Origin of the sequence: Methylobacterium sp. WL103, assembly GCF_008039885.1 — a bacterium.
In the GTDB taxonomy this organism is placed as follows: domain Bacteria; phylum Pseudomonadota; class Alphaproteobacteria; order Rhizobiales; family Beijerinckiaceae; genus Methylobacterium; species Methylobacterium cerastii.
Map to the genome: position 1 here is coordinate 1 of NZ_VRUX01000637.1, position 2,318 is coordinate 2,318.

The 2,318-nt window shown below is 71.1% G+C and carries 1 protein-coding gene and 1 pseudogene; one reads left to right on the forward strand and one right to left on the reverse strand.

All coding sequences use genetic code 11. From position 1 onward, the window contains the following. Positions 1–92: 92 nt before the first annotated feature. A pseudogene (locus FV222_RS23510) lies at positions 93–1,991 on the forward strand (phosphoenolpyruvate carboxylase); the annotation flags it as partial. Between the two features lie 126 nt (positions 1,992–2,117). Here the strand turns inward: FV222_RS23510 and FV222_RS23515 are convergent. Further along, on the reverse strand, positions 2,118–2,318 hold a 201-nt coding region (locus FV222_RS23515; RefSeq protein ID WP_147815777.1), incomplete at its 5' end, for an NfeD family protein.

The window sequence follows — 2,318 nt, forward strand, 5'->3', positions numbered from 1 at the left end:
TTTAATTATAGGGCTACCACCTTTATCTACAGTTATGGTGTGGTTGGCTGCGTCTTATGTTTATAAGACACAGCTCCGAGGCGGGGGCGGGGGCCGAGGACGACGCCGACCGGCGCAGCCTCGCGGTCCTGCGCTCGGGCATCGCCACGCATGGGCTTTCGAACGCGCTGCCGCATTTCCGGCTCAACGCCAGCCAGATCCACAACGCGGTGCGCCGGGTCATCGACCTCGAAGGCGAGCCGACCGACGCGGCGCAGCGCCGCTCGCACCTCTCGGCGATCCACACCCTGCTCAACGACGTGCAGCCGGTGGCGGTGGATTTCGGGGCGCTCGCCGCCGAGCGGGCCTCGGCCGCCCGCCTGATGATGACGATCGCGCAGATCCTCAAGCACGTCGACGGCACCCACCCGGTGCGCTTCCTCATCGCCGAGACCGAGACCGGCTACACGCTGCTGGCCGCGCTCTGGCTCGCGCGGCACTACGGCATCGCCGACAAGCTCGAGATCACGCCGCTGTTCGAGACCGCGAGCGCCCTGGAGCAGGGCATCCGCGTGCTCGACGACGCCCTGCGCAACCCGCACTGGCGGCGCTACCTCAAGCGCATCGGCCGGCTCACCGTGCAGTTCGGCTATTCCGATTCCGGCCGCTACGTCGGCCAGCTCGCCGCCACCTTCTGGATCGAGCGCCTGCGCCTGCGCATCACCGAGATGCTGGTGGCCAACGGGCTCGCCGACGTCGAGCTCGCGATCTTCGACACGCACGGCGAATCGATCGGTCGCGGCGCCCACCCGACCAGCTTGCGCGACCGCCTCGCCTACCTCGCGCCGGAGGACGCGCGCACGCGCAACCAGAAGGCCGGGATCAAGGTCCGCCTCGAATCGAGCTTCCAGGGCACCGACGGCTACCTGCTGTTCGGATCGAAGGCGATCGCGGAAGCCTCGATCGCGCGGGTGGCCGAGCACGTCTACGCCCTCGAGGTCGCCGAGGACGACGCCTTCCCCGACTACGCCCTCTCCGACGCGGCCGAGGGCGCGGACGCCGACGACGACCCGGTCTACGCCGAGACCGACTTCGCCCTGGAGTTCTTCACGGTCGTGCGCCAGGACATGGAGGCGCTGGTCGACGACCCCGGCTACGCTGCCCTGCTCGGCACCTTCGGCCCGGGGCTGATCGACCGGACCGGCTCGCGGCCCGTGGCGCGGCAATCGGATTCCGGCGGCCCGGCGCTGATCACCCATCCGCGCCAGATGCGGGCGATCCCCAACAACGCGATCCTGCATCAGCTCGGCTACCTCGCGAACTCGCTGCACGGGATCGGCCGGGCGGCGGGCCGCGCGCCCGACCTGTTCCGCGACATGCGCCGCGACTCGGTTCGGTTCTCCCGCGCCTTCCGCCTGGTCCAGCACGCGGCCTCCGTCGGCGACCTCGACGTGCTGCGCGCCTACATCGACACCCTCGACCCCGCCGTGTGGCTGGAGCGCGCCCGCCGCACCCGGAAGGACGGCCGCCGCGACGAACTCGTCGTCATCGCGGGCGCGCTGGACCGCCTCGACCTCGCGCCGAACCTGCGCCGCCTGTTCGGGCGGCTCACCACCGACGCGCTGAGCCTGCAGAGCACCGCCCCCGACCTCAAGAAGATGTCGGTGCGCCTCACCCTGCTCCACGCGATCCGCCTGGCGCTGATCCACCGGATCTGGTTCACCGCCGTCCACATCCCCGGCTTCCGGCCCCAGGCCGGCGTCAGCCGCGACCAGCTGCTGGAGCGGTTCCTGCGCCTCGACATCGACGGTTGCCTCAAGCTCCTCGACGAGATCTTCCCGATCACCCCCGACCCGACGCTCGGCCTCAACTTCGGCGAGCCGGCGGGCCCGCGCGACGTCGGCACCTACGAGGCCGAGCATTCGGGCCTGTTCCAGCCGATCAAACGGATGTTCGCCCAGGTGCGCGAGATCTCGGGGATGATCCAGCACGAGGTCGGGGCATTCGGGTGAGGCGGCGGCTTTTACGTGGTTCCGACCGGTAGGGGTGCGCCGCCCCCGCCATTCCGGGGCGCCGCAGGCGAGCCCAGGATGACGGGGTGGAGCGGGGACGGCCGCAGCCCGTGAGAAACCGCCCCCTCACACCCCCGTCACCCGCAGCACCGTCCCGTCGATCCCCGTGACCCGCACCCGCGCGCCGGCGGGGAGGTCGGGGCCGGTGATGCGCCACAGGGTGTCGTCGAAGCGGATACGGCCGGCGCCGTCGCGGATCGGCTCGGCGAGGAGCCCTTCGCGGCCGAGGAGGCCACGGTCGGCGCGGTTGAGGGTCGGGACGTGGCC